The organism is Eubacterium coprostanoligenes, assembly GCF_900167205.1.
In the GTDB taxonomy this organism is placed as follows: domain Bacteria; phylum Bacillota; class Clostridia; order Oscillospirales; family Acutalibacteraceae; genus Eubacterium_R; species Eubacterium_R coprostanoligenes.
This window is the reverse complement of the sequence record NZ_FUWW01000007.1, coordinates 63,381-85,320: the sequence shown is the minus strand read 5'-3', so window position 1 is coordinate 85,320 and position 21,940 is coordinate 63,381. Positions and strand designations below refer to the sequence as shown.

At 41.0% G+C, this 21,940-nt stretch carries 19 protein-coding genes; 1 reads left to right on the top strand and 18 read right to left on the bottom strand.

What is annotated here, in order from left to right; translation table 11 throughout:
* Positions 1–129 precede the first annotated feature (129 nt).
* The gene (ilvC, locus tag B5D29_RS04290; protein WP_078768354.1) at positions 130–1,146 is read left to right on the top strand and encodes a ketol-acid reductoisomerase; all 1,017 of its coding nucleotides are present in this window, start codon (positions 130–132) and stop codon (positions 1,144–1,146) included.
* A 228-nt stretch (positions 1,147–1,374) separates the two neighbouring features.
* Here the strand turns inward: ilvC and B5D29_RS04285 are convergent, their stop codons facing one another.
* The 18 genes from B5D29_RS04285 to B5D29_RS04200 all read right to left on the bottom strand — a co-directional run bounded on the left by B5D29_RS04285 (position 1,375) and on the right by B5D29_RS04200 (position 21,881).
* Positions 1,375–2,625 (bottom strand): ABC transporter permease, encoded by a 1,251-nt coding sequence (locus tag B5D29_RS04285; RefSeq protein WP_078768353.1) that lies wholly within the window; start codon positions 2,623–2,625, stop codon positions 1,375–1,377.
* A 12-nt stretch (positions 2,626–2,637) separates the two neighbouring features.
* Complete coding sequence (locus B5D29_RS04280; RefSeq protein WP_078768352.1) at positions 2,638–4,692, bottom strand: efflux RND transporter periplasmic adaptor subunit; 2,055 nt, start codon at positions 4,690–4,692, stop codon at positions 2,638–2,640.
* Between the two features lie 166 nt (positions 4,693–4,858).
* On the bottom strand, positions 4,859–6,136 hold the full coding sequence (gene purD, locus B5D29_RS04275) for a phosphoribosylamine--glycine ligase (protein WP_078768351.1): 1,278 nt from the start codon (positions 6,134–6,136) through the stop codon (positions 4,859–4,861).
* A gap of 18 nt (positions 6,137–6,154) precedes the next feature.
* Entirely contained in the window at positions 6,155–6,859 is a 705-nt protein-coding gene (locus tag B5D29_RS04270) for an IMP cyclohydrolase (protein ID WP_078768350.1), read from the bottom strand.
* 8 nt (positions 6,860–6,867) lie between these two features.
* Positions 6,868–7,491, bottom strand: a complete 624-nt coding sequence (purN, locus tag B5D29_RS04265; protein WP_078768349.1) for a phosphoribosylglycinamide formyltransferase — start codon at positions 7,489–7,491, stop codon at positions 6,868–6,870.
* Positions 7,485–8,522, bottom strand: coding sequence for a phosphoribosylformylglycinamidine cyclo-ligase (purM, locus tag B5D29_RS04260; RefSeq protein ID WP_078768348.1), 1,038 nt, complete (start codon positions 8,520–8,522; stop codon positions 7,485–7,487). Before purM ends, purN begins: the two co-directional genes overlap by 7 nt.
* A gap of 32 nt (positions 8,523–8,554) precedes the next feature.
* Positions 8,555–9,052, bottom strand: coding sequence for a 5-(carboxyamino)imidazole ribonucleotide mutase (gene purE, locus B5D29_RS04255; RefSeq protein WP_078768346.1), 498 nt, complete (start codon positions 9,050–9,052; stop codon positions 8,555–8,557).
* Between the two features lie 147 nt (positions 9,053–9,199).
* Positions 9,200–11,113 (bottom strand): leucine-rich repeat domain-containing protein, encoded by a 1,914-nt coding sequence (locus B5D29_RS04250; protein ID WP_078768344.1) that lies wholly within the window; start codon positions 11,111–11,113, stop codon positions 9,200–9,202.
* Positions 11,114–11,134: 21 nt separating this feature from the next.
* On the bottom strand, positions 11,135–11,509 hold the full coding sequence (locus tag B5D29_RS04245; RefSeq protein ID WP_078768343.1) for an ArsR/SmtB family transcription factor: 375 nt from the start codon (positions 11,507–11,509) through the stop codon (positions 11,135–11,137).
* Positions 11,510–11,643: 134 nt separating this feature from the next.
* A complete protein-coding gene (locus tag B5D29_RS04240) occupies positions 11,644–12,360 on the bottom strand; it encodes a histidine phosphatase family protein (RefSeq protein WP_078768342.1) in 717 nt (238 codons plus the stop codon).
* A gap of 53 nt (positions 12,361–12,413) precedes the next feature.
* A complete protein-coding gene (gene spo0A, locus B5D29_RS04235) occupies positions 12,414–12,983 on the bottom strand; it encodes a sporulation transcription factor Spo0A (RefSeq protein ID WP_159443395.1) in 570 nt (189 codons plus the stop codon).
* Between the two features lie 9 nt (positions 12,984–12,992).
* Positions 12,993–13,184, bottom strand: a complete 192-nt coding sequence (locus tag B5D29_RS04230) for a PleD family two-component system response regulator (RefSeq protein ID WP_078768339.1) — start codon at positions 13,182–13,184, stop codon at positions 12,993–12,995.
* 261 nt (positions 13,185–13,445) lie between these two features.
* Positions 13,446–14,330: a hypothetical protein gene (locus B5D29_RS04225; protein WP_078768337.1), complete on the bottom strand. Its 885-nt coding sequence runs from the start codon at positions 14,328–14,330 to the stop codon at positions 13,446–13,448.
* Complete coding sequence (locus B5D29_RS04220) at positions 14,323–14,946, bottom strand: sortase domain-containing protein (RefSeq protein ID WP_078768335.1); 624 nt, start codon at positions 14,944–14,946, stop codon at positions 14,323–14,325. Before B5D29_RS04220 ends, B5D29_RS04225 begins: the two co-directional genes overlap by 8 nt.
* Before the next feature lie 118 nt (positions 14,947–15,064).
* The gene (nifJ, locus tag B5D29_RS04215) at positions 15,065–18,586 is read right to left on the bottom strand and encodes a pyruvate:ferredoxin (flavodoxin) oxidoreductase (RefSeq protein WP_078768334.1); all 3,522 of its coding nucleotides are present in this window, start codon (positions 18,584–18,586) and stop codon (positions 15,065–15,067) included.
* Positions 18,587–19,060: 474 nt separating this feature from the next.
* Entirely contained in the window at positions 19,061–19,513 is a 453-nt protein-coding gene (locus B5D29_RS04210) for a hypothetical protein (protein ID WP_078768333.1), read from the bottom strand.
* On the bottom strand, positions 19,513–20,460 hold the full coding sequence (locus B5D29_RS04205) for an RluA family pseudouridine synthase (protein WP_078768332.1): 948 nt from the start codon (positions 20,458–20,460) through the stop codon (positions 19,513–19,515). Before B5D29_RS04205 ends, B5D29_RS04210 begins: the two co-directional genes overlap by 1 nt.
* Positions 20,461–20,669: 209 nt before the next feature.
* The gene (locus B5D29_RS04200; RefSeq protein ID WP_078768331.1) at positions 20,670–21,881 is read right to left on the bottom strand and encodes an iron-containing alcohol dehydrogenase; all 1,212 of its coding nucleotides are present in this window, start codon (positions 21,879–21,881) and stop codon (positions 20,670–20,672) included.
* Positions 21,882–21,940 lie beyond the last annotated feature (59 nt).

Genomic DNA, 21,940 nt, shown 5'->3' with positions numbered 1-21,940 from the left:
AAAAATTTTCTATTGACATAGGACATCATACGATATATAATGTGAATTAAGAAATAAATCAATCAGTTGTTGAACAACTTGTCCGACCGCTGAAAAATCAAAAATAACATTTCTTTGGAGGAAATAAAAATGGCAGAAGCTAGAATTTTTTACGAATCAGATTGTAATTTGAGCGTACTTGACGGTAAAACAGTTGCTATCATCGGCTTTGGTTCACAGGGTCACGCTCACGCACTCAACCTTCACGAAAGCGGCGTAAATGTAATCGTTGGTCTTTACGAAGGTTCAAAATCATGGAAGCATGTTGAAGACCTTGGTCTTAAGGTTATGACAACAGCAGAAGCAGTTAAGGCTGCAGACATCATCATGGTACTTACACCTGATGAAAAGCAAGCTGCAATCTACAAGAACGACATCGCTCCATACCTCACAGAAGGCAAAGCACTTGCATTTGCACACGGCTTTAACATCCACTTCAAGCAAATCGTACCACCTGCAAATGTTGATGTATTTATGATTGCTCCTAAGGCTCCTGGTCACACAGTAAGATCAGAATACAAAGAGGGCAAAGGTACTCCTTGCCTCGTAGCAGTATATCAAGACGCTTCAGGTCACTGCCTTGATACAGCACTTGCTTATGGTGCAGGCATCGGCGGTGCAAGAGCTGCTATCCTTGAAACAACATTTAAGTGTGAAACAGAAACTGACCTCTTCGGTGAGCAGGCTGTTCTTTGCGGCGGTGTTACAGCTCTTATGAAAGCAGGTTTTGAAACACTTGTTGAAGCAGGCTATGACCCAAGAAACGCTTACTTTGAATGTATCCACGAAATGAAGCTTATCGTTGACCTTATTTATTCAGGCGGCTTCTCAAAGATGAGATACTCAATTTCAAATACTGCCGAGTTCGGTGACTACGAAACAGGTAAGCGTCTTGTAACAGACGAAACTAAGAAGGAAATGAAGCAAATCCTTCGTGAAATCCAAGACGGTACATTTGCTTCTAAGTTCATCACAGAAGCAAACAACGGTTGGGCTCACTTCAAGGCTACAAGAGAGCTTGAAGCTTCTCACCAACTTGAAGAAGTAGGTAAGGGCATCAGAGCTATGTACAGCTGGAACGGTGACGACAAATACGCAGAGAAATAATTGATAATTAAATATAACCCCTTCCCTAAAAACAAATCGGTACTGAACAAACAGTACCGATTTTTATTTAGACTAATTTAGAACAAGCTATAGGCTGTTGAGAAAGGTTCTGAATTTCGTTTTCTTGCGAAGAATGGGAGGCATAATTCGGTTGGATTATATTTGGCGTGGTTCGGGGGCTTTATTGACAGTCTATAAAAGGCTTCCAAAACGGAAGCCTTTTATAATTTATTCTGAACGAAGTGCGTCAATAGGGCTGAGCTGTGCGGCTTTCTTTGCAGGATAAATACCGAAGAATAATCCTACACCTGATGAGAACAGGAGTGCCAAAAGGATAAGCCAAATACTTATCTTAGGCGTTATATCTATTATCGAGCAGGCGGCAAATGCACCCGCTACGCCCAAGACGACGCCTATAAATCCGCCTATCAAGCACAATATGATCGATTCGGTCAGGAATTGCATTGTAATAACTCTTGTTTTTGCACCAAGCGATTTTCTGATACCGATTTCTCTCGTTCGCTCCGTTACCGACACAAGCATAATGTTCATTACGCCAATACCGCCAACGATAAGAGAAATTGCACCTACACCGGCAATGAAGATTGTGAGAACTTTCATAATGATGTCAACAATCTCGATATATGTTGCCATATTTTGTGCAGTGTACATACCGTTTGAATAATTGCCATGAACGGCTTTCAAATAGTTTACTGTTGCATTGCCGACAGTATCATAGTCCTTGCCCTCCTCTGCAATTACAAAAACATTGGAGAGGTTTGCACTTGCACCTGTAATCTGTGTAAGCGTTGTACAAGGCATAAAGAGTGCAATCATCGGCTTGTCGGAATTGGTCTGGAACATTGAACCAATGCTTGTTCCGCCACCGAGTGAATTAACCATTGCATCAATATTGGCAACACCGCAAACCTTGATTTTCATTGATTTGCCGGATGAAGAAACCGTTATGCTTTGACCGGTTGCATCCTCGTAACCGAAGGCTGTTTTTGCCGATTCAAGGCCCATAACAGCTATAGGTGCATTTGCGGCATATTCCTCATCCGTAAAAAATCTGCCGTACTCACACGTATTTGTCATGGCAAACTGAACATCACTGTTTACGCCAACCATCATAACGGTTGCTTCGGTTGCGGTTGCATCAATAGTCGCATTACCAAAGCCCATAAGCATTGGTGAGCAACGCTCAACGCCAGAAACCTTTGCTTTTATGTTATCTACATCGTCAAGTGTAATATAGTCATTATCGGTTGCCTGTGTTGTATCAACCGACACAAGCACGGCATTTGAACCCATATCCTCGATAAGTCCAATGATATAATCACGCACACCTGTACCTGCACCGACAATCATAATTACAGAGGTGATACCGATAATAATTCCAAGCATGGTAAGAACGGAACGCATCCAGTTTGCTTTTATACACTTTACAGCGATTTTTAAGCTTTCTGTTATATTCACCTATATTACCTCTTATTTAGTTTTATCAGTTTTAACTTTTACCTTGAATGAATCTTCCTCGTAGTCTGTTTGAGGAGTGGCAACGATTTGGTCACCAATTGAAAGTCCTGATTTTATCTCATACGAAGTATCAGAAGTTGCGCCTGTTTCAATCTTTGTTTTTGTTACGGTTTCTTCTTCAGGATTGTAGAGATAAACATATGTACCCTCTTTTTCAAGCACGATTGATTCAATCGGAACACATGGAACATCAGTGTATGTACCTGTTACGATTTCAACATCTGCGTCAAAACCAACAATGATGTTTTCATCAGGGTGGTCAACAACAACCTTACATTCAACGCCTGCACCTGAATTTGTGAGTGATGAAAGACCGCTGATGCCTGCCATTGAACCAACACTGTCAAGCATTGAGCCTTGTGAACCGCCTGTTGCAGTCGGAGCGATTGAAGCAACAACGCCGTCATACTTACCGTATGCTGTTTTTACAGTTGCCGACATTCCCTCTTTAACCTTGTGAACATCGTATTCACCAAGAGAAATTGTGACAACTCTCTTCTTCATATTTTCAAGAGTAAGACCTGTTGAAAGTGCAGTTGTTTGTCCGCCCTCTTCAATATCACAAGTTGTGATAACACCGGAGAATTCTGCTTTCCAACCCTTTGCAAGATCATCTCTTGCAGCCTTTGTCACTTCATAAGCATTTTTAGCGGCTGCTGCAGCCTGCTTTTGAGCGTTAACTGTTGATGCTGAGGCCGTAATTGTGTAAACTTCCTTTTGAGCATAAAGTGCAGCAAGCTGAATTTGAGCCGAAGCTAAACCAAAATTATCAGACTCTGCAATACCCTTACCGATAGCTTTCCAATTAACAGATTTAACAGCAGTTTCAATCATTTTAACTGCCGCACCGCTGTCGATAAATTCTATCATACCCTGTTTGATAGCAGCGGTTACAGCCTTGCCGACAGCGTCAGCAATTTTTTCTGCACTCCAGTTACCTGAAGAAATTTGATACATAATTGTATCAGCAACAATTGTAATTGTTCTTGTCAAAGAATCTACATCTTTCGCAATATTGCTGAGGTCTTTTACAAGACTTTGAAGAAGGTCAACAATCTGCTTTGATGCCTCACCGAGTTGCTTCAAAGAATCGAATACAGGTTGAAGTTGATCAAGGGCAAGTTCAATCATAGCCGATGTTTCATTAAAGCCTGAAGCCTTTGCTTCTCCGCAAATCTTACATGTTACTGTGCCCACACCACTTGGGAAATCGTGAACTTCTTTCTTTATATATCCACAATCGTCACATTTATAATAGTGATAATTTTCCTTATCTTTTCCGCTTGTAAACTTTTGAACAGAACCATAATGGTGTTCTTCAAATACCTTTGCACCACATTTTTTACAAACTTTATAGTGTCCCGAATAGTTTGCATCTGCATACTTTTTATCTGAAAAGTCATGTTCGCACGGAGGAGCAGGTGTCGCATTGTTTCCGTTTCCATTTCCGTTTCCGCCACCCCAATACTTGGTTGTTGTTGTGGTAGTAGTTGTGGTTGTTGTGGCTTTTTTTGTTGTTGTGGTAGTGCTTCGCTTTTTCTGCTCTGCCTTTTCAAGCTTCTTCAATTTCTTTTCAGTCTTTGCAATGCTCTTGTTGATTGAAGCCAAAGACTTTGCCGCTTCAGCCTGATGCTGAACAGCCTCTTGATAAGAAGCGTTTGAATTTGCATAAGCCGAATTAAGGCTTGCCACCTGTGAATCAAGACTGCTTGTATCAAATACAGCAAGTTGATCGCCCTTTTTAACCTTGTCGCCAACCTCTACATACACCTTTTTAACAGTAGCAACGGTGCCCGGCTTATACTCTTTTTTAAGTCCGGAGCTTATCTGTCCTGTTGAAGATACGGTTTGAGTGATAGAGTTTGTAGATACTGTATTAAGCGTTACTTCTGTTTTTTTGCCGCTTTTAGCAAAGACAACACTTGTTATTACAATAGCAACAACAAGAATAACAGCTATAACTGCCCATACAATTTTCTTTGTATTACTTTTTTTGACAGTTGCCATAGTCAAACCCCCAAAATATATATTTATTTCTATATTATATATCATATTTTGCGTACAAAGTGACGCACTTATGGCGTAGTAATATTACGGAATTAGTATAATTCCATTTTGTATAATTGTCAATAACAAAATGTATTTTTAAACAAAATTGACAATTTGTTCATATTTACTGCAAAGCCTTAAGGGCTTTTGCTCCGATATCTTTTCTGTAATGAGCGCCGTCAAAGTGAATTTTTCCCACAGCTTCATAGGATTTGTTGAGTGCATCCTGCAAATCATTGCCGAGTGCAGTAACGCCGAGAACTCTGCCTCCTGCGGTTACGAGTTTGCCGTCTTGAAGTTTTGTGCCTGCATGATAAACGGTTACACCGTCAAGCTGACCGTCGGTAAGACCGGTAATCTCAATTCCCTTTGGATAAGATTTTGGATAACCGCCCGAAGCCATAATTACGCAAGTGCAAGCTCTATCATCCCACTCGATGTCCAAATCTGAAAGAGTGCCGTTATTGATTGCTTCAAAAATGTCGATAATATCAGTTTTAAGTCTTGGCAAAACAACCTGTGTTTCAGGGTCGCCGAAACGGCAGTTATACTCTATTACCTTCGGTCCCTTTGGAGTGAGCATCAAGCCAAAGTAAAGACAACCCTTAAAGGTTCTGCCCTCGCTGTTCATAGCTTCAATAGTAGGAATGAAGATTTTTTCCATACATTCCTTGGCAATTTCCTCTGTATAATAAGGGTTTGGAGAAACAGTGCCCATACCGCCTGTGTTAAGACCCTTGTCGCCGTCAAGTGCACGCTTGTGATCCATAGAAGTCACCATAGGTTTTACGCACTTGCCGTCTGTAAATGCAAGAACCGAAACTTCAGGACCTGTGAGGAATTCCTCAACAACAACATTGTTGCCCGAGTCGCCGAAAATCTTATCTTCCATAATTTCCTTTACACCTGCAACAGCTTCATCAAGTGTTTCGGGAATGATTACACCCTTGCCGAGTGCAAGACCGTCAGCCTTAATAACGGTAGGAAATTCGTTCTTTTCCTTTATATAATCAATTACATCCGCAGGGTCATTGAACACCTTGTATTCGGCAGTAGGAATATTGTACTTTTCCATAAGGTCCTTTGAGAAAACCTTTGAACCTTCAATAATTGCGGCATTTGCCTTTGGGCCGAAGGTTGCAAAGCCTGCCTCGTTGAGTGCATCTACCATACCGAGTACAAGCGGGTCATCAGGAGCAACAACTACAAAATCAGCATTGATTTTTTTTGCAAGCTCAACAACACCGTCAATGTCAGTTGCGCTGACATCAAAACATTCCGCATCATACGAAATACCGCCGTTGCCCGGACAGCAAGCAATATAATCAACTCTGCTTGACTCCTTTATTTTTCTGATAAGAGCGTGTTCTCTGCCGCCCGAACCTACTACCAAAACTCTCATAATATCCTCCGAATATAATCAGTTGTTTTTATTAATAATTCTTGTTTCCTCTGCACCTGTTTCAAGGTCGATATAACGAGTGAAAAGAGAAACCTTGTTGTCCTCGTTGAGGTTATCCCAAACCATTTTGGTGAAATCATCAATGCTTTTGTCACCGATTTCAACAGGAGTCGGCTCGCCCTCAAATGACGGAATCGGATCACCGTCACACTTATATGTGTGGATGAAGTGTCCGAGACCTGCGGTTGCAGGATATTCAAAGAAATATCTTACGCACTGCGGCTCGCCGTTGTTTGATTTGAGGATTGACAAATTGTAGTCGCCGTTTGGCTTAACAACACCCGAAATTCTTGGAGTATAATTCGGTGCGTCAGGTTCAAACTCACGAGTGCGAAGTGCATGAATGTAGCACTTGCCGTTTGCAAGGCAATCATAAATTGTGTCTGTTTGGTCGCCGTTTGTAACAATTGTTTTGTCCTCAAATTTAAGAACAGGATTGTAGATGATAAGACTTGGGTCTTCCATCTTGCTTTCATCAAAAGCCTTTGTGCGTATACCGCCTCTGTCATTTTCTTCAAAAATTCTGTTGCGTGAGTTAACCGAACGACCCATAATGAAATAAGCAATTACAGCCTTTTTGCCGTCCTTTGATTTTCCGAGAACAATTCCTCGTCCCGGATATGTATTTGTGTTAAGTTTCTTTGCAAGTGATTCTATATTCATATCTAACCTCAAATAATTTCTGTTTTGTTGCCGTTAATTTTTATTCTGCCCTCGCAGAAAAGTGATACTGCCTTTGGCAAAATCTCCCATTCAGCCTGACGCATAACACGATACTGAAGAATGTCCTCATTATCGCCCTGTTCAACAGGAACAGCCTTTTGCAAAATAATTGCACCGCCGTCGGTGATTTCATTCACAAAATGGGCAGTTGCGCCTGTAACTTTCATACCGCTGTTGAGAACTGCCGTGTGCACCTTTTTGCCGTAAAAACCATCACCGCAGAAAAGTGGGATAAGACTCGGATGAATGTTGATAATTCTGTTTTTATATTCGTTGACCAAATCTTCGCCGAGGATTGACAAAAATCCTGCAAGAACGATAAGGTCAATATTTTTGCCGTCAAGTGCTTCAAGCACAGCCTTGTCATAATCAGCCTTTGTATCATATGCTTTTCGGTTGACAACCGTGCTTTCAATGCCTGCTTTTTTTGCACGCTCAAGCGCATAGGCATTTTCGTTTGAAGCAAGAACAAAAGTGATTTTTCCGTTTTTGATTTCGCCTCTGTCCTGTGCGTCAATAAGAGACTGAAGATTTGTTCCGCCTCCGGAAACAAACACTGCTATGTTTAGCATATTTCTACTCCCTTTTCGCCGTCCTTGATTTCGCCGATGATTGTTGCCTGCTCGCCGTTTTCATTAAGAATTCTTACAGCCTCGTCTGCCTTGTCGGAATCAACGGCAAGCATAAGACCTGTGCCCATATTGAATGTGTTGTACATATCGTGTTCAGGAATGTTGCCTGTTTTTTGGATAAGGTCAAAGATAGGGAGCTTGAAGCACTTATCCTTTTCGATAACAGCAAGAGTGTTGTCGTTGAGCATTCTCGGAACATTCTCGTAGAAGCCGCCGCCTGTGATATGAGAAATAGCGTTTACTCTCACATTGTCCATAAGAGTGAGGAGAGGCTTTACATAAATTCTTGTAGGAGTGAGGAGTGTTTCACCGAGAGTTGTGCCGAGTTCGTCATACTTAACGGCAATAGTTTCGCTGTTGATGTTGAACACCTTGCGAATAAGCGAAAAACCGTTTGAGTGAATACCCGATGATGCAACACCGATGATAGCGTCGCCTGCCTTGAGGTGCTCGCCTGAAACGAGTTTGTCCTTTTCGCCGATACCAACTGTGAAACCTGCAAGGTCGTATTCCTCATCCGGCATCATACCGGGATGCTCTGCGGTTTCGCCGCCGACAAGAGCACAACCCGACTGTACGCAACCGTCTGCAACGCCTTTTACGATTTGCTCAATCTTTTCAGGATAGTTCTTGCCGCAAGCAATATAATCAAGGAAGAAAAGCGGCTTTGCACCTGAACAAGCAACATCGTTTACACACATTGCAACGCAGTCGATACCGATTGTGTCGTGCTTATCCATAAGGAATGCAAGCTTGATTTTTGTTCCTACACCGTCTGTACCTGAAACAAGAACAGGATTGTTGTATTCATTAGCCGCAAGCTCAAACATACCGCCGAAACCGCCGATTCCACCGATTACACCCGGAATGTTGGTTCTTTTAACATGTGATTTGATGAGTTCCACAGATTTGTAGCCTGCTGTTACATCTACGCCTGCTGCTGCATAGCTATCGCTGAAACTTTTTTCCATAATGTATCTCCTTATACCCTACTGTTATATTTTTATATTTCTTTGATTTTTTCTTGAAGAGCCTTGTCTTTTTCAACAACCTGCTTTGCCATATCATCACGCATAGCAATAAGTTTTTGCATAAGTTCGTCATCACCTACAGCCAAAATCTCCGCTGCGAGCAATGCCGCATTCTTTGCCGCATTTACGCCAACTGTGGCAACAGGGATTCCCGGAGGCATCATAACGGTTGCAAGCATTGCGTCCATACCGTCAAGCACCTTTGCCGAACAAGGAATTCCGATAACAGGGAGAGTTGTTGAAGCAGCCAAAACCCCGCCCAAGTGCGCAGCCATACCTGCCGCAGCAATAATTACGCCGAAGCCGTTTGCAATGGCATTCTTTGAAAAGTCGTGTGCAGCCTCAGGAGTGCGATGAGCAGACATAACTCTGACCTCTGATTCAATACCCAAATCCTTAAGCTGTTTGATAGCCGGAGTAACGATAGGCAAATCGCTGTCCGAGCCCATAATGATTGCAACTTTTTTCATAACATTCTGTCCTTTCCGTATGCCGAAAACACAAACGACATAATTTTCCATTTTAATATAAGTATTATACCTTGTTAACAAATCTTTTTCAATAGTTATATATTATAATATATAAAAAATATAAAGGGCATAAGTGTGTATTATGCACTAATGCCCTTTTTGATATATCAAAAACTCGTTGCCGAACTGCCAATAGTTCTCGCCAAGTTCCTCTCTTTTTTCGTGGTAATAAATCGCAAAATCCTTTGCATTAACCCAACCGTCGCCGTTAATATCATAACCTTCAAGCGCAATTGTGCCAAAATCATAGCTTCCGTTTTTTGAAACCTCGACTTTTCTGACAGCATTTCCGCCATAGTAATTATTAAAAGTGATGAAGCAATCCTCAAAGGTTCTTATGCTCCAAGTGCCATCGGGATTTATTTCATATCTTCGGTCGTCCACGGTAATATATGCGTGTGAATACGGCACATCGTGTGAATGTCCGCCAAAATTATCTTCATCCATAACGCATTTGCCTGTTACAATATAGGAATCGGTCGGCACAAAATTATCCTTATAGCTGTCACCGCACAAGATGCAATAATGAAGAGTGTAGCCGTCATCATCAGGAGTCGGCTCAACATATTTTTCCTCATAGCTGTGGTCAATGTGAACCGTGTAATTTGCCGTCTTTTCACCGAACGAAACCGTTGCTTCATTATCTCCGCAAGTGAACGGCTTTTCTTTTTGATTATCAATCAATTTGATATGCTCACCCGCAATGTAATCATCATAATAAAGGCTGTCTACGCTACCGTCGGCAAAGCCCAAATCAATGACAAAATTTGAGAGCATACTTTTGGTGATATTGAATTTTCTTTTGTTGCCGTACACTTCTCCGTCAACGGCGGAAAAGCTGATTTTTCCGTTATAAATGCTAAAGCCCGTGACCCCTGACGGATAAGCACGCACAGAAAAATCACCCGTCATTTTGCGTGAGGTGACAAATAAATCATATGTTTTGCCCGCCTCGAATTTTTGCTTGATGCCAAAACCGTTTTGGCTTGTGTCTATATCATCATTTTCCGCAACAAGATTTCCGTCAAGATACAGCTTGGCATAAGTGTCGCAACCGCCGACAGAATATAAAACATAATCCTGTGTTGTTTCAGGTGTGAATATATAATGAAATGTGCTGTTCAAATTGTCATCGGTAAAGCAATTTGCATATTCAACACCGCATTTAATCGGCACGCTGTCAAGAAGTGTATAGTTAAGTCCATTGCCTATAGCATAGCTTTGTGCAACAGAATCCTTATAAACGCCCATTGTGAAGCCGTCAATTTTTTGAGATTGTGAAAAATATCCGAGTGAATTTTTGCCACAGGAAGTGTTCATCGGGATATTTATCTGCTTCAATTTTTCGCACCCAATAAATGCATTTAACGCAAGGGTTGTTTTTTGAGTCATTGAAGCAAAATTAACTTCGCTAAGCTCCGAACATCTGAAAAATGCGTTTTTGCCAATTGCGGTAACAGATGAAGGAATAGTTATACTTTTCAGTTTTTTGCACTGATAAAAGGCACTTTCTCCGATGCTTTTAACCGAACTCGGTATATTAACTTCTTCAAGATAAAAGCAATTATAAAAAGCGTAGTTATCTATTGTTTCAACACCGAAAGGAATATCCCATTTTTTCATTTGTCCTGTGCACGAAAGAGAATATTTGCCGATTTTTTTCAATGTTCTCGGCAAAGAAAACGAAGTTGCGCGAACCTGATAAAAAAGATAGTTGCCGAGAGAAGTTATGCCCTCGCTTACAACAACGCTTTGAATTGCATCGCTATCCCAATTACACCACGGACTGCCGTTTGAACTGTTAGACATATTCGGAACATCGCCTTTTCCGTTTATATAAAGCGTTTTTGTAGCACCGTCATATTTATAATAAGTGTCGCTGTTGTCGAGCCTTATGCCCAAATCATCGCCTGTATCCGATGCAAACGAAACGCAATCAAACGAAAAAACGGCAGCAACAATCAAAGCCATTGCAAGCAATAAGCTAAAAAACTTTTTCATGTTACCACCTCGTTTCAAAAACTAATCATTTTCCTCAATATGTTCAAGACCCATTTCAATAATCGTGCGCACATGGTCATCGGCAAGGGAGTAAAAAATCGACTTGCCCTCTCGTCTGTTTTTAACAAGTTTGTTTTGCTTGAGGATTCTCAACTGATGAGAAATCGCAGATTGCGTCATATTCAGCTGTTCTGCCAAATCGCAAACGCAAACCTCCTCTTCGAACAAAACAAAAAGTATTCTTATTCTTGTTGAATCGCCAAACACCTTGAAAAGTTCCGACAAATCATATAATTCGGTTTCGTCAGGCATTTTTGCGCTGACTTTTTCAAGCAGTTTTTTGTGAACGCAAACCGCATCACAGCACTCTGCCGTACATTGATTTTTATCAAGCATTTTATCACTTCCGCAAATTTTTCTATCTTATATTATACATAAAATCTTGCATACAGTCAACAACGCACAACAAAACAGCGTACAGAAAAATTTTCCTGTACGCTGTTTTTAAGATTATATTGAAAAGCAAAAAATCAATGCCTTGTGTCGTCATCGTAACATTCGCAAAAACGAGCGGCAAACGCCGGTTCTTCTCCGCCTGCATAAAGATGACTTATATCGCCGAATTGTTGTGTTCTGAAAACAGCTATTCCCTGCTCTCTTTCCTCTGTTATCAAAGTTGTAACCGAGGTTGGCAACGCAACAAAATTATGCCACAAAACCATAGGAGAGCAACCAAAGATGTGCGACAAAATTACACATTCCACACCAAAATGGCAAAACAAAACGATTGTGTCGTGATTTGAATTTTGCACTTCAAACACATTGCCGTTGTGAACATATCCGTGCTCTGCAAGAAGCTTGTCAACCCCCTTGCAAACCTTTTGGTATTTTCTCTCAACATTTCCGCTTTGCATAAGCGGTGTTTTTATCCAATCTTGCGGATTATAAAATGCCGGATTATCAGTCCATTCTCTCGGAAGTCTGTCCCACGCACCTTTTGTTTCTCCGTTTATTTTTACTTTGCCCTCAAACTCTCTTGCCCAATCAAGCGTTTTTGCCTTGCGGTTGAGCTTTTTGAGTGTTGCTTTGGCGGTGTCTTTTGCCCTGCCAAGCGGTGAGCAATAAAAGTTCTTTACATCAAGTTTTGTGAGCCTGTCAGACAAAAGCTCCGCTTCCTTCCACCCCTTTGAAGTGAGCGAATCAATTGAATAATCAGGGTCACCGTGACGCACTATAATAAATCTCATAATATCACCTCTGTACAAGGTGATTATATAACATTTTCAGCTTTATGTAAACATCAAATTACCTGTGTTTTGTGCATTGAAAGTTTGATTCTGTCTGCAATCATAGCAATGAATTCGCTGTTTGTAGGCTTACCTCTGTTCGACTGAATTGTATAGCCGAAATAAGACGAAAGCACCTCAACATCGCCCCTGTCCCACGCAACTTCAATTGCGTGACGAATAGCTCGCTCAACTCTTGACGAAGTTGTTGAATACATCTTTGCAATTGTCGGATAAAGTAGCTTTGTAACCGATTCAAGCATTTCTTCATCGTTGATGCTCAAATCAATCGCAGTACGCAAATACTGATAGCCTTTTATGTGAGCAGGCACGCCGATTTGACGCATAATATCGGAAATTACAACCTCAATGTCCCTCTCAACAATTCCGTTCTTTTTCGCCTTGCTTCGCTTCCAATTTGAAAGGCTCTGTACCCTCTTGGCAACCGATGACGGATTTACGGGCTTGATGAAATAATAATCAGCGCCGGCATTGATAATCTGCTGTTCAAAATCTGTACTGTCAACTGCCGAGAATACAATAACGAGTGGCGGATTGCTGACATTTTCTCGAATGTAATCCAAAACTTCAATTCAGTCAAGACCACTCAAAAAGACATCCATCATTACAGCGTCAAAACTTTGACTCTGTAAAAGTTCGATAACCTTTCTTCCGTCTTTCTTTGTCAATGTCGAATCAAGTCCGAGTTTTTTCAATTCTCTTTGACATTCCTTGCCAAACGATTCGGAATCGTCAGCGATTAAAATTTTCATAGTTTCGTTCATTTCTTTTACCCCATTTGAAATAATTTTACAACTTTATGTGAATAATATTCACATTTTGTTATATCCACATATTAGCATAAGAATTAGTAAAATGCAATAGTTTTTTCTCATTTAATGTGAATTTTCTTCACATTCGACATTAAAGTGTTCAAGTCATCCAAAGCCGACAATTTTTGCCAACAGGAACAAAAAGAACAGCTCCCGTCATTGACAAAATCCGATAATCTTGTCACAACACAGAGCTGTTCAATACATTTTTTATTACTTTTTAATTTCTTCTATAATCTGTCTTTCGGTATTCATTGACCTTTGTTTATGATTATAATATCTATAATTCTTCACAACCATACTTATACCGACAACAAGCACAACGACACCGACCGCCATAATAATTTTTAATATATCATTCAGGGTATCGGCAAGGGCAAGGTTATAAACCTCAACATCGGTAAAATGGAATTCGCTCGTATATTTCATTACAATTGCAAAGAACGGCAAAACTGTAAGCGCTTCACCGGCGGTGATAAAACTAACTCCGATATACTCATATTTTTTATGCCTGCGACCCGAAATAAAATCAATTGCAACAATGCTCAAAGCGAACGCAATTGCGCAAACAAGCATTGCAATCATCGGTTTGTTTGTATATGTAAGCGCAATGATGATGATATTGTTTGTACTTTCGTCACCAACCGCATTGTTGAACGCATCCGCCGCCAAACAACAAAATTTATTCACTTGCTCGTCTGTTATGGGAATATCATTTTTTTCGCAATAATCAGTAACGGAGCTTCTTAAATATTGATACAAAAACTTTGATTCCGAATAATCGGTTTTATATCCCTTTATGATATTATTTGACGCAATGTTCAAAATACTTTTTATATGCTTGCTTGTGATAGCGGAAGTGTATGCCTTTTTTGGAATTCCTGTTTCTTGAGCAACCTTGCCAAACTCATCATAAACGATTTTGAGAGTTTGACTGTTGTACTTTGCATATCTGTGTTGCACAAAGGTGTTTGTTCGCAAAAGCGAAGCGGTTATACCTGCCGATATAAAAAGTGTGACAGAAGCAGCCATAATAAGTGCAAGAAAATAGCAAATAAATCTTCTGAATCCAACGCCGGCATTTGATGAATTACTCATTTTCCGCACCTCGCTCTCCGATTAAATCTGCAATATAAACAGTGTAAAAATACGAATTTTCTTTTTCAAAATCCTTATAAGGCAAGCACATCAAAAGGGAATTTTTCTTCTTCAATTCCTTTATTTCATCACGAGAAACAATATGCTCAACCCTGCTGATTTTGTAGCTGTAAGTGCTGTTTTCGTAGAATTCAATATCAACCGTATCGCCGATTTCAGCCTTATGAAGATTTCTGAATTCTGCGTCAGTATTCTTGCCGATAATCATAACACAACCGTCATTCCACGGTTCGGTTGAACCTTTCAAAAGTGAAGTTGCCATAGTTTTTTCGTTTTCAGAATCATATGTAATTGCACAGCCAAGCGCAACATCCTCCGAACTCAACCAACCCACAAAACGGTTATGCTTCAAATCCGAAAAATCCTTGTACTTTGTCGGAAACATATCGTAGTCCTCAACATTATATTGAGTTACCGCATGCACTTTATCAGTTGCAACCGGCAGGGATTCAATAAATTTAGGCACAACGATTGTGGCAATTATAATCAAAGTCGCAAGAACAAGCAACGGATAAACAACCGCTCTTTTGATATATGACGATTTTAATCTATTCATTTCAATCTCCCCAAAATTAATTTATTTAATTATATATTAAAATCAGACAAAATACAAGACACAAGAAAAAAGTGCCCCCTCAAAAGAATGAGAGGGCACTTTATTATTTGTTTACCGATTATTCTGCATCAGGAGCATAGTAATCAACAAGCTTTGCGAGCTTATTGTACTTTTCAATAGAATTATCAGCAGCGATAGCAAAGAGCTGTTCTGCCTTGCCAGGGAATGATCTCTTAAGAGCAGAGTATCTTGTTTCACCCTCGATGAATTCTACATAGTCAGCTGACGGAGCCTTTGAATCAAGGCTAAATGGATTCTTGCCTTCAGCAATGAGAGCAGGATTGTAACGGAAGAGGTTCCAATAACCTGCTGCAACAGCCTTCTTTTGTTCCATCTGGTTGAATGGCATCTTGATACCGTGGTTGATGCAAGGTGCATAGCAGATAACGATTGATGGGCCGTTGTAAGCAGCTGCTTCCTGGAATGCCTTCAAGCACTGGTTAGCATTTGCACCCATAGCAACCTGTGCAACATATACATAACCATAAGACATTGCGATTTGAGCCAAATCCTTCTTCTTAACAACCTTACCTGATGCTGCGAATTTAGCAACAGCACCTGTTGGAGTTGCCTTTGAAGCCTGTCCGCCTGTGTTTGAGTAAACTTCTGTATCAAATACAACGATGTTTACATTTTCGTTTGAAGCAATTACATGGTCAAGACCGCCAAAGCCAATATCGTATGCCCAGCCGTCACCACCAAAGATGAACTGATACTTCTTTGCTGCATAATCTGCATCCTTAAGGAAGTCTGCAGCTGCGTCTGCTGCTTCACCTGTGAGGTTTGCTGACTTAAGAACTGAAATAAGAGCTGTTGCGTCTGCTTCGTTCTTTTCAGCGTCTTCATAAGTTGAAAGCCAAGCATCAGCTTCCTTAACGCCTGCCTTTGAAAGAACTTCTGCGTCTGCTGCAAGTCTTTCTCTGATTTGCTTTTGAGCAAGGTACATACCGTAACCGAACTCTGCGTTATCCTCAAAGAGTGAGTTTGACCAAGCAGGACCGTGACCGTTCTTGTCTACTGTGTATGGTGTTGATGGTGCAGAACCGCCCCAGATTGATGAACAGCCTGTTGCGTTTGCAATGTACATCTTGTCACCGTAAAGCTGTGTAACGAGCTTTGCATAAGGTGTTTCACCACAGCCTGCGCAAGCACCTGAGAACTCAAGGTATGGCTTTCTGAACTGAACACCGATTGTATTTGGAGTAAGTACTTCAGGCTTTGCAGGAGTGTCTACAAGAGCATCAAAGGACTTTTGTACATGGAGTTGTGAAGCGATTGGCTTCATTGTGAGTGACTTTGTTGGGCAAACATTTGCACAAGAGCCACAACCTGTACAGTCGAGAGCAGAAATGATGAGTGCATACTGATAATCTGTTCTCTTATGCTTAATCATTGTTGTGCCTTCAGGAGCTGCCTTTGCCTCATCGTCATTCATAACGATTGGTCTGATAACAGCGTGAGGACAAACCATTGAACAAAGGTTACATTGAGCACACTTTGTTGGGTTCCATTCAGGAACAGAGATAGCGATACCTCTCTTCTCGAATGCAGCAGAACCTTGAGGATATACACCGTCTGCACTGTCAACAAATGCTGATACAGGGAGGTCGTCACCGTGGAGTCTGCCAACAGGGTCAAGGATTTCCTTAACAAACTTCTTCATTTCAGGTCTGTCTGTTGCAACATTCAATTCTGTCTTTTCGTCAACAGCATCCTTCCAAGAAGCAGGAACATCAATCTTAACAACTTCCTTTGAGCCTCTGTCGATACCGTTGCAGTTAGCGTTTACAACAGCTTCACCCTTCTTTGAGAACTTTGCAACAACCTTTTCTTTCATATAGCCGATTGCTTCATCAACAGGGAGAATACCGCTGATTGTGAAGAATGCTGACTGAAGAATTGTTGATGCTCTGCCAGGAAGTCCGACTTCCTCTGCAATCTTGATACCGTTGATTGTGTAGAAATTGATATTGTTTTCTGCAATATATCTCTTCATAGAAGCAGGAAGTTCTTTGTCGAGTTCTTCAGGAGTCCAAATACAGTTGAGGAGGAATGTACCGCCCGGTACGAGGTCCTGAACCATATCATACTTTGTTACATATGAAGGATTGTGGCAAGCAACGAAGTTTGCCTTGTTAATCAAATAAGTTGATGTGATTGGTGATGAACCAAAACGAAGGTGAGATACAGTGATACCGCCTGACTTCTTTGAGTCATAGAAGAAGTAGCCCTGTGCGTACATATCTGTGTGGTCACCGATAATCTTGATAGAGTCCTTATTAGCACCTACAGTACCGTCTGAACCAAGACCCCAGAACTTACAAGAAGTTGTGCCTGCAGGAGTTGTGTCAGGTGTTTCTGTGATTGGCAATGAAAGGTTTGTTACATCATCGTCAATTGAAAGTACAAACTGCTTCTTCGGTTCAGGAGCGTTCATATTTGCAAATACAGCGATAATGTGAGCAGGAAGAGTATCCTTTGAACCCAAACCATAACGGCCGCCGTATACAGGAACTGAATCGAACTTTGAATCCTTAAGTGCTGCAACAACATCAAGATAGAGTGGCTCGCCAAGTGAACCTGGCTCTTTAGTTCTGTCGATAACTGAAATATGCTTTACAGTTTCAGGCAATGCGCCGATGAGGTGCTTTGCAGAGAATGGTCTGTAAAGGTGAACACATACCATACCAACCTTTTCGCCTCTTGCGTTGAGGAAGTCAACTGTTTCTTTGATAGTGTCACAAACTGAACCCATAGCGATAATTACACGCTCTGCGTCAGGTGCACCGTAGTAGTTAAAGAGTTGATAATTTGTACCGATTTTTTCATTAACCTTGTTCATATATGCTTCTGTTGCGGCAACAGCGTCAGCATAGTACTTGTTACAAGCCTCTCTGTGCTGGAAGAAGATATCTGAGTTTTCTGCCGAACCACGAAGAACAGGGTGCTCAGGATTCAATGCTCTTGCTCTGAAATCTGCAACATCCTGTGGGTCAAGCATATCTCTGAGGTCTTCATAATCCCAAGTTTCAATCTTTTGAACTTCGTGAGAAGTACGGAAACCGTCAAAGAAATGAAGATAAGGAACACGGCTCTTGAGAGTTGCAAGGTGAGCAACTGCACCAAGGTCCATAACCTCTTGAACATTTGCTGAACAAAGCATAGCATAACCTGTTTGACGGCATGCCATAACATCAGAGTGGTCACCGAAAATGTTGAGTGCGTGAGTTGATACGCAACGAGCAGAAACGTGGATTACGCTTGGAATAAGCTCGCCGGCAATCTTGTACATATTAGGGATCATCAAAAGAAGACCCTGTGATGCTGTGTAAGTAGTGGTCAATGCACCTGCTGAAAGTGAGCCATGAACAGCACCTGCTGCACCTGCTTCTGATTCAAGCTCGGCAACCTTTACGGTCTGACCGAATAAGTTCTTTACACCCCTTGCTGCCATAGCATCTGTTTCTTCTGCCATTGGTGAAGAAGGTGTAATAGGATAGATAGCTGCAACTTCAGTAAACGCATAGCTTACATGAGCGGCTGCGCTGTTACCATCCATGGTTTTTTTAGCTCTTGCCATTGGAAATTCCCTCCATATAAAAAATTCAAAATAGCAATTGGACATAATTTGCCCAAGTTATCAATGTAATTATAGCACTGTGCGTCGTCAAATTCAACATAATAAAATAAAAATTTCAATATATTAATTATTTTAATTATTTTTTGTAAATTTTTAACAAATATAAAAAGTAAAGCGTGTCGAAAAAGTAGCTTCGACACGCTGCAGGCTGTTGAGAAAGGTTCTGAATTTAGTTTTATTGCGAAGGAAGATGTACGATGGTACCTCGACTGAGCAAAAAACGAAAAACGCCAAAAGTGCTGTAAGTTCGATACTTACAGCACTTTTTAAACCCTACCGTCAACACTTCGTGTTGCCACCTCCCTTTATAAATAAGAGGAGGCAAATCGGTTGGATGTATTTGGCGTGGTTCAGGGGCTTTATCGGCAGTCTGAAAAGTCCTCCTAAAATCACGGAGGACTTAACAAATCATATTCACTTAATTCGAGCCTTGAATTCGTCATCAATTGCTTTGAGCGTGTGCTTTGTGGTAAGACCGAGTTCAATCGTCACCACGCTGTCGTCATCAAGAAAAATGATGATGTGCGAATAGCGGTCAACAAAATTCTTTTTTAGGCTTGCCTTGGTATCTCTGCCGGTTTGCACCTTGACAATATGAGAATATTCAAACACATTGTTTTCGTCAACGCCTGTAAACTCCACCTTGTCAGAGGTGAAGCGAACACCTGTTTTGAGCACTTCTTTAGCCATGAGCACAACAATTACGGCTGCAACGATTTCCACAAGGACATAGACTCCAACCTTCCAATCGAAGCCCTCAACAACCTTTTCACCGCAAAAATATGCATTGACCGCAACTGCAACAGCCATAGCAAGCGTTACCACCGCCGTAATCGGCGACAAGCACATAACAAATTTATCTTTCATCAATAAACCCTTTTCCTGAATTTTTCCAAAATCGGACAATCAGACGATTCAAATTCTCTGCCGTTGAGATATTCCAAAATTCCCGCATCGGTAGTGAAATTGAACTTCAACTTATACGAATAAAGTTCCTGCTTAAATCTGCCGTGATGAGAACCGTATTTGCCGTCATTGAGCAAAGGATGGCCGATTGAAGCAAGGTGTGCCCTGATTTGATGAGTTCTGCCCGTGAGCAGTTCAACCTCAACAAGCGACAAATCATTGTAACTGTCAAGCACGGTGTATTTCGTTCTGCACAGTTTACCGTCAGGCACTTCTTTTGTTGTGATTTTCACCATATTTTTCTTGGTATCCTTGGTAAGCCAGCCAACCAAAACATCGCTTTTTTTATCAAAAACACCCTCTGTAACGGTCAAATAAAGTTTGTCAATTTCCCTATCCTTAATCTTTTGATTGAGGATTTTGAGCGATTGATAGTTCTTTGCGCCGATAACAATACCGCCTGTGTTTCGGTCAATTCTGTTGGCAAGTGACGGAGTGAAGCTGTTTTCTTCATCAGGCTTATATTCGCCCTTGTCGTACAAATAGCGTTTCATAGACGCAACAAGGGTGTTGACATATTCCTTGCCGTCAGGATGGCAAAGCTCGCCCTGCTTTTTATCCATAAGAATAATATTTTCGTCCTCATAGATAATTGACAATTCCTTTGGAGCAGAAAGAAAATCAAAATGTTTTTTCTTTTCCGCAAGCATATCATCGGGCAAATAAAGGTCAATCACATCACCGTCACACAGCACCTGCTCGGGTGTGCAACGCTTACGATTAACCTTGATATTCTTTTTTCTGATTTGCTTAAACATCATTGATTTGGGAAGTGAAGCAAAGTGCTTTTGCAAAAACTTGTCCACTCTCTGTCCCGCATCATTTGAATTTATTGTTACACTTTTCATAGGTGTATTATATTCTATTTGCAAACCATAGTCAAATACGAATTTGACTTTGATTTACTACAATTCTATTTTAAAACAAAGCGGCATTGAATTTTCCGTTTGCAATAACAGAATCAATTTGAAGCAAACAATCTTTTTGAGTCATCATTATCTCCTAAAAAAACAAGCCGCGGAATTAACCACGGCTTATTGATTTTTATTTAAAGCGATTATGCCATAAAGCTACGAATAACAGCTTCGCAATCCTTTGCGTCCATAATCTTTGGAACAGGATAAAGTGGATTACCTTCCTTAAGTGCACGCTTAACGAGAGTAGGCATATCCTCCTCCTTAATCATATCGAACTTTTCAGGGATATTCATAGCAGCATTCATTCTGCGGATTTCGGCAATAAATGCCTTGCCCTTTTCCTCCACTGACATTGACGGAGTTGTGATTCCGATAATATCTGCAAGCTTTGCAAGCTGCGGATACGCAGTTTCTCCATAATAATCAAGAACATAAGGCAAGATAACAGCGTTTGCCAAACCGTGAGGTGTGCCGTACAAACCGCCGAGGTTGTGTGCAATAGCGTGAACATAACCAACATAAGCGTGAGTAAAAGCACGACCTGCATAATAAGAACCCTTGAGCATATTTCCTCTTGCTTCGAGGTCCTTACCGTCATTGTAAGCCTTTTCAAGATTTTCATGAATAAGCTTGGTAGCAATCTCTGCCTCTCTGATAGTTTCCTTTGTGTTGCTGTGGCCGATATATGCCTCAACAGCATGAGTCATTGCATCCATACCTGTTGTCGAAGTGATGTGTGGTGGCAGACCTACGGTAAGTTCCGGGTCAAGCACAGCATACTTAGGACGAAGGCAAGTATCATTGATAGCGTTTTTCTCATGAGTTTCGGGATCGGTTACAACAGCAGCAACTGTTGTTTCTGAGCCTGTACCTGCAGTAGTAGGTACTGCGAAAAATGGTGGAAGCTTTTTATGTACTTTAAGCTGGCCACGCATATCTCTAACAGATTGATTAGGCTTTACAACTCTTGCACCGGCAGCCTTTGCACAGTCCATTGATGAACCGCCGCCGAATGCGATAATGCCTTGGCAACCGTTTTGGATATACATATCCTTGCAGTCCTCAATGTTAGGGATTGTTGGGTTTGGCTGAACGCCGTCATAAACGACATAATCAACGCCGACTTCTTCAAGCTTTGCAAAAAGCGGATCAAGAAGATGAAGTCCCATAAGACCCTTATCAGTTACAACAAGAACCTTGTTGATACCTTTGTTCTTGATGAATTCAGGCAATCTGAGAACAGAGCCTGCGCCTTCAAGAAGTTCCGGTTCGGACCAATCCATAAAGCACATAGCAACCTTAAATACATTTTGGTAAATTCTGTACCAAATTTTCTTTAAAGTCCAGATCATTTCTTTTCCTCCTTATAAAAATATCAATTATATTCTACAAAAAAACTTTCAAAATTGCA

What these genes read in the sequence shown, in the direction of transcription:
- B5D29_RS04245 (WP_078768343.1), bottom strand. Translation starts at nt 11,509, where the DNA reads ATGCTTGATAAAAATCAATGTACGGCAGAGTGCTGTGATGCGGTTTGC.
- nifJ (WP_078768334.1), bottom strand. Translation starts at nt 18,586, where the DNA reads ATGGCAAGAGCTAAAAAAACCATGGATGGTAACAGCGCAGCCGCTCAT.
- purE (WP_078768346.1), bottom strand. Translation starts at nt 9,052, where the DNA reads ATGAAAAAAGTTGCAATCATTATGGGCTCGGACAGCGATTTGCCTATC.
- B5D29_RS04240 (WP_078768342.1), bottom strand. Translation starts at nt 12,360, where the DNA reads ATGAGATTTATTATAGTGCGTCACGGTGACCCTGATTATTCAATTGAT.
- purN (WP_078768349.1), bottom strand. Translation starts at nt 7,491, where the DNA reads ATGCTAAACATAGCAGTGTTTGTTTCCGGAGGCGGAACAAATCTTCAG.
- purD (WP_078768351.1), bottom strand. Translation starts at nt 6,136, where the DNA reads ATGAGAGTTTTGGTAGTAGGTTCGGGCGGCAGAGAACACGCTCTTATC.
- B5D29_RS04280 (WP_078768352.1), bottom strand. Translation starts at nt 4,692, where the DNA reads ATGGCAACTGTCAAAAAAAGTAATACAAAGAAAATTGTATGGGCAGTT.
- B5D29_RS04230 (WP_078768339.1), bottom strand. Translation starts at nt 13,184, where the DNA reads ATGAACGAAACTATGAAAATTTTAATCGCTGACGATTCCGAATCGTTT.
- B5D29_RS04270 (WP_078768350.1), bottom strand. Translation starts at nt 6,859, where the DNA reads ATGAATATAGAATCACTTGCAAAGAAACTTAACACAAATACATATCCG.
- B5D29_RS04205 (WP_078768332.1), bottom strand. Translation starts at nt 20,460, where the DNA reads ATGAAAAGTGTAACAATAAATTCAAATGATGCGGGACAGAGAGTGGAC.
- purM (WP_078768348.1), bottom strand. Translation starts at nt 8,522, where the DNA reads ATGGAAAAAAGTTTCAGCGATAGCTATGCAGCAGCAGGCGTAGATGTA.
- ilvC (WP_078768354.1), top strand. Translation starts at nt 130, where the DNA reads ATGGCAGAAGCTAGAATTTTTTACGAATCAGATTGTAATTTGAGCGTA.
- B5D29_RS04250 (WP_078768344.1), bottom strand. Translation starts at nt 11,113, where the DNA reads ATGAAAAAGTTTTTTAGCTTATTGCTTGCAATGGCTTTGATTGTTGCT.
- B5D29_RS04210 (WP_078768333.1), bottom strand. Translation starts at nt 19,513, where the DNA reads ATGAAAGATAAATTTGTTATGTGCTTGTCGCCGATTACGGCGGTGGTA.
- B5D29_RS04200 (WP_078768331.1), bottom strand. Translation starts at nt 21,881, where the DNA reads ATGATCTGGACTTTAAAGAAAATTTGGTACAGAATTTACCAAAATGTA.
- B5D29_RS04220 (WP_078768335.1), bottom strand. Translation starts at nt 14,946, where the DNA reads ATGAATAGATTAAAATCGTCATATATCAAAAGAGCGGTTGTTTATCCG.
- B5D29_RS04225 (WP_078768337.1), bottom strand. Translation starts at nt 14,330, where the DNA reads ATGAGTAATTCATCAAATGCCGGCGTTGGATTCAGAAGATTTATTTGC.